The 4,828-nt window shown below is 62.5% G+C and carries 3 protein-coding genes; 2 read left to right on the top strand and 1 reads right to left on the bottom strand.

Annotated features, from left to right (window positions below; genetic code table 11):
• The first annotated feature begins 159 nt into the window (after positions 1-159).
• Positions 160-2,622 carry a phenylalanine--tRNA ligase subunit beta gene (pheT, locus tag QZ184_RS10115; RefSeq protein ID WP_296419431.1) on the top strand — a complete coding sequence of 821 codons (2,463 nt, stop codon included), beginning with the start codon at positions 160-162 and terminating at the stop codon, positions 2,620-2,622.
• Here the strand turns inward: pheT and rlmD are convergent.
• Positions 2,611-3,987, bottom strand: a complete 1,377-nt coding sequence (gene rlmD, locus QZ184_RS10120; RefSeq protein ID WP_296419433.1) for a 23S rRNA (uracil(1939)-C(5))-methyltransferase RlmD — start codon at positions 3,985-3,987, stop codon at positions 2,611-2,613. The genes pheT and rlmD overlap by 12 nt on opposite strands.
• A gap of 108 nt (positions 3,988-4,095) precedes the next feature.
• Here rlmD and apcD point away from each other — a divergent pair, with 108 nt between their 5' ends.
• Entirely contained in the window at positions 4,096-4,590 is a 495-nt protein-coding gene (gene apcD / locus QZ184_RS10125) for an allophycocyanin subunit alpha-B (RefSeq protein WP_010316991.1), read from the top strand.
• The last annotated feature ends 238 nt before the right edge of the window (positions 4,591-4,828 follow it).

Consider the following 4,828-nt stretch of genomic DNA (forward strand, 5'->3'; position numbering starts at 1 on the left):
ACTCGAGAGTGATCACGATCCGGACGCCCTTGTTCTTAGCCATAAAGGACGTTGCGCCGCTTGTGCGATGCGATTGGACAGTGGACAACCATACCTTGTCGCCTGACCTGGCCTGGTGTCTTGCCTCTTTAAAGTCGACGCTCTGTTTGCCCGTGTCAGATGCAGGTCTCGCTCCAATGGCTCCGGGAGCTGGTGGCCTGCGATCTGGCACCGGACGTTCTCGCTGAGAAGCTCTCGATTGCCGGCTTCGAGGTGGAGGAGATCACCGATCTGGCCGCCCGTGCAGCAGGGGTGGTGGTTGGTTTTGTTGAGCAGCGGGAACCCCACCCGGACGCCAACAAGCTGAGCGTCTGCACGGTCTCAGTCGGCGCTGAAGCTCCGCTACAGATCGTCTGTGGAGCCAAAAATGTGCGCGCCGGCATTCACGTCGCCGTCGCCACCGTGGGGGCCTACCTGCCGGCCGTCGATTTAAAGATCAAGCCCGCAGAGCTGCGCGGGGTCGCCAGCAGCGGAATGATCTGCTCGCTCTCAGAGCTCGGGTTGGCCGATAGCTCGGACGGAATTGTTGTTCTCGAGGAGGCCCTTGAGTCCGTTCCGGCCATCGGCAGCCCGGTTGGCCCCCTCTTTGGTCTCGACGATCAGGTCTTGGAGTTGGCGATTACCGCCAACCGCCCCGATGGTCTCTCGATGCTCGGCATCGCCCGCGAGGTGGCTGCACTGACTGGGGCAACCCTCAACCTGCCCTCCGCAGCACCGGTGGTCAGCTCCGAGGCACTGCCTGTGGGCGCCGATGTTCAAGACCGCATCGAAGACGGCGGCCTGTTCAGTCTGACCGCCCTCTCGGGCCTCAAGGTCGGCCCCTCGCCCCGTTGGCTCCAGAGCCGACTCGAGCGTGCTGGTCTCCGGCCGATCAACAACGTCGTGGACATCACCAACCTGGTGATGCTGGAGCAGGGACAGCCCCTGCATGCCTTTGATGCAGATCGACTGGCCCAATTGAGCGAAGGCCGCCTCGAACCAGCGGTGATCGATCTCCGCGCTGGCCGTCCTGGCGAAGCCTTCACGACCCTCGATGGCAGCGACCACAGCCTCAGTGAAGACGCCTGGGTCGTGAGCTACGCGGACCACGCGATTGCGCTGGCCGGTGTCATGGGCGGTGACGCGTCGGCTGTTCAGGAGAAGACCACATCGATCTGGCTCGAGGCGGCGATGTTTGCTCCCCAGACCGTCCGCAAGAGCGCCCGCAGCTTGGGGCTGCGGACCGACGCCAGCAGTCGCTTTGAAAAGGGCCTGCCGCTCGAAGTCACCCTGTCTGCCGCCGACCGCGCCGTGGCCTTGCTGCAGGAGATCTGCGGGGCCCAACTGGACGGTCGCTGGCTGCATCAACGTGTCGAAGGAGCCAAGCCGCCACTCGAGCTACGCCGCGACGCATTGCACAACCTCCTCGGTCCTGTGGTCACGGCCGATGGCGAGGAGATCGATCTAGAGGATGCAGAGATCGAGCGGATCCTCGAGGCCCTGGGCTGCAGCCTTCAGGCCGGCGAGGAGGGTTGGTTGGTGCAGGTTCCGCCTGCCCGGGCCATGGACCTGCAACGGGAGGTGGATCTGATTGAGGAGGTTGCCCGCTTGGTGGGCTACGACCGTTTCGCCAGTCACCTGCCGGACCCCATTGCCCCGGGGGGGCTGACCCCGCTGCAGGAGGCCGAGCGCCGGCTGCGCCGCCTCTTGGCTAGCGCTGGTCTCCAGGAGGTCTGCAGCCTGTCCCTCGGCCCTGCAGAGGTCGACCGTCCTGGTGCTGATCCCAGCCGCCGCGTCGCCCTCGCCAATCCGTTGTTGGCCGACTACAGCCACCTGCGCGACAGCCTGGTCGATGACCTGCTTTCGTCGGCGCAGCGCAACCTGAAGGCTGGTCGTGGCGGCTTTTGGGCCTTCGAGATTGGCAATGTGTTTGATGCCAAGGCCCAGGGTTCACCGCAAAGCCAACACCTCGCTGGTGTGATCTGTGGTTCCCGTCAGGCCGAGCTCTGGAGCCAAAGCGGCAAGCCCCAAGCGCCTGATTACTTCAGTGCCCGTGGTGTTCTCCAATCAGCACTCGCCGCCCTGAAGCTGCCCTTGGAGGACAGGCGGTTGAGTGATCATCCGCTGCTCCATCCCGGTCGTGCAGCCCAGATCGTGGTTGAAGGGCGGCCACTGGGGTATTTCGGTCAGATCCATCCGGCCCTTGCGGAGCAGTTCGATCTACCGGCCACCACTTATCTCTTCCAATTGGAGGTTGGCGCGCTGTTGAGTGCGGCGACCCGGCGCAATCGCTGGCAACCCAGCTTTGCCCCCTTCGCCACGGTGCCCGCCTCCGAGCGCGATCTCGCCCTTGTGGTCCCAACGGACACCGCCAGCGCTCAGCTGTTGAATGCGATCCGCAAGGCGGGCAAGCCCCTCCTGGAGCAGGCTGAACTGGTGGACCGCTACGACGGGGAGCAGGTCGCGCAAGGCTCCTGCAGCCAGGCGTTCCGCTTGCGCTATCGGGATCCCAAGCGCACGCTCAAGGACACCGAGGTCGACGAGGCGCACGAGAAAATCCGTGCGGCCCTCGAAAAGCAGTTCGGTGCCCAGCTACGCGGCTGAACCGCTGTGGGTCAGTAGGGCCAGGGTCTCGACATGGCTCGTCTGAGGGAAGAAATCAACTGGTTGAACCGTCTCAAGGCGGTAGCCGCCTTCTTCACCGCAGAGTTGCTGTAAGTCCCTCGCCAGGGTCGAGGGATTGCAGCTGATGTAGGCCAACCGATCTGGAGTGCCATCAAGGATGGCGCCGAGCGCCTCGGCACTCAGTCCCTTGCGGGGCGGATCCACCAGGAGGGATCCGGTCATCTTCAACCGCTCGGCCAGCACCGCGGCCACGTCAGCCTGTTCAAAAAAGGCGGTCGTGATCCCGTTGCGTTCGGCATTGGCCGTGGCTTGGCTGACCGATAACGGATGCACCTCAAGGCCCAGAACCTTCAGGCCAGAGCGTGCCAAGGGCAGGCTGTAGGTCCCGATTCCGCTGTAGGCGTCGATCACCGTTGCGCTCTTCCCTGCAGCAAAGAATTGCCGCAGTGGTTCAACCAGCCGCTGCGCTTGGGCTGTGTTGACTTGAAAGAAGGTGTCAGCTGCGATGCGCAGCTCAATGCCATCAAAGATTTCAAGTAACCAGGCGCGTCCAGCGATCAGGTCAGTCTCTGGGCCCATTACGACGTTGGAGGCCTTCGGCTGAACGTTGAGCCCGACCCCGACGACCTCCGGCCATCGCTCCATCCAGCGTTGGGCCAGGGACTCAAGTCCCTTGAGTTGCCGGTGGCTGCTCACCAGCGTGATCAGGATTTCCCCCGTTGCTGATCCCACGCGTAGGGCCAGATGACGCAGCCCGCCTTTGGCGCTGAGGTTCACATCAACGGGCCAGCCGGTCTTCTCCAAATCCTTCTTGATCGGCTCAATCAAGGCATCGATCCTTGGATCAAGGACCGGGCAGTGATTGAGATTGACGATCTTGTGGCTGCCGCGTCTGTAGTAGCCCGCCCTCAAGCGGCCGTCCTCCGCGCGCTCCAGTGGGATGAGGGCGCGATTTCGGTATCCAAAGCCCTGCTCACAGCCCCAAACCGCCTCAACGCTGGTCTCCAATTTGGCCAGCCGGCTCAGGCTCTGCTGAACCAGGTCCCGTTTCAACTCCAGCTGCATCGCACTGGAACAGTGCTGCAGGCTGCAGCCACCACAGCGCTCCGCCAGGATGCAGGGCGGCTTTTGCCGGTCGGGACTCGCCTGACTGACCTCCAGCAGATCAGCCTCCAGATGCCGCTTGGCACAACGGCGCACACGGGCTTGAACCGTTTCACCAGGCAGTGCCCCGGGGATAAACACAGCGGTTTCCATCCAGCGGCCCACGCCCTGGCCCTCATGGCCCAGCCCTGTGACCAGGACCTCGATGGTTGAGCCCAACTGCACCTTGCTTGCTGCCATCACCCGCTTGCCGTCCTTCTTTGACCCTATCGGTGCGTAAACACCTGCTCAGAGCGGGGCTTTTCAGCGCTTGTCCTGGATACAGTGGCTGGGTCAATGGTGGTTTCGATGAGCGTCGTACGCGATCTGATCCTTCAGGCAGACGATCAGCTCCGCTATCCCACCGGCGGTGAGCTGCGCTCCATGGTGGAGTTCCTCTCCACCGGCTCTAATCGCCTTTCCGTTGTCCGGATCCTGACTGACAACGAAAAGAAGATCGTTGACGAAGCCTCGAAGCAGCTCTTCAGCCGTAAGCCCGAATACGTCGCACCTGGCGGCAACGCCTACGGCTCTAAGCAACGGGCCCAGTGCCTGCGCGACTTCGGCTGGTACCTGCGTCTGGTCACCTACGGCGTCCTGGCTGGGAGCACCGAGCTGATTCAGAAGATTGGCCTCGAGGGTGCTCGTGAGATGTACAACAGCCTCGGTGTTCCGATGCCCGGCATGGTCGAATCCATGCGTTGCATGAAGGAAGCCGCTCTGGTGCTGCTCAGCCAAGAGGATGCTGCCGTCGCCGCTCCTTACTTCGATTTCTTGATTCAAGGAATGCAGACCCCCTGCTGAGCTTCATCCCTCTTGAGTCATCGGCCGGCACACGCCGGCTTTTTTCATGCTCACTCACAGGATTAGACATGTCGCTCTTGTCCTGGATGAGACGCGTGCATAGTCTCAGCGCGCTGGTCTAATGGGTTGCCTGAGACTCATTCTCTGCACGACCGAAAGGGTGAGAAACAGCGCGACATTGTCAGTCCCATCATCTCCTCATCACAAGACCTGAACTGCGTCTCAGGCGTACCGACTG

It is taken from the genome of Vulcanococcus sp. DEBay_Sum22DG08_74, from assembly GCF_017852955.1.
Classification (GTDB): domain Bacteria; phylum Cyanobacteriota; class Cyanobacteriia; order PCC-6307; family Cyanobiaceae; genus Vulcanococcus.